General features: G+C 48.1%; 1 protein-coding gene. It reads left to right on the forward strand.

Annotated elements, in window-relative coordinates; translation table 11 throughout:
* Positions 1-306: hypothetical protein (locus tag I6E49_RS14265; RefSeq protein ID WP_235403147.1), on the forward strand; the 306-nt coding region annotated here is incomplete at its 5' end.
* Between the last annotated feature and the right edge of the window lie 345 nt (positions 307-651).

Raw genomic sequence — 651 nt, forward strand, 5'->3', positions numbered from 1 at the left:
GCCCTACCCCCTGCCCCTCCCCCGCAGGGAGGGGAGTTATATGATTTGAATGCTGATATGGTGGGGGATGGAATAACAGTGAGGGCGTCAAAAGTCAAAGCAGCACGCCCCAAAGGGGCAGAAGCACATAGCCCAGGGCACACGCCCTGGGTAAAAGTATCACAAATAACAATGCGCCCTGCAGGGGCAAAAGCGTTAATTATCAATGCTTTTGCCCCTGCAGGGCGCATTGCTATTTTCAATTCGTATACCCAAGGCGCTGCCTTGGGCTATGAGCTTATTGGGCTTTCAGCCCGCATTGTTTGAGTTTTGACCACACCCTCCTCCTACAGTTAGCCTATTCCCCCTCCAATAATCCCTCAAATCATACCACTCCCCTCCCTGCGGGGGAGGGGCAGGGGGTAGGGCTTTGTGGGTTTTTGTATGGGGCTTTTTTCGTTCTATTTCCAAAACGACTCCTTTTGCCTTCCAAAACGACTCCTTTTACCTTCCAAAAGGACTCCTTTTGCAATCCAAAACGAACCCTTTTGCAACCCAAAAGGACTCCTTTTTTTAGTGTTTAATTTTTAATGATTAATGTTTAATTTTTGATTGCAATTCGAGGCAATAATATTGAGCATTCAAATCATACCACTCCCCTCCCTACGGGGG

The organism is Leyella stercorea (assembly GCF_021531655.1).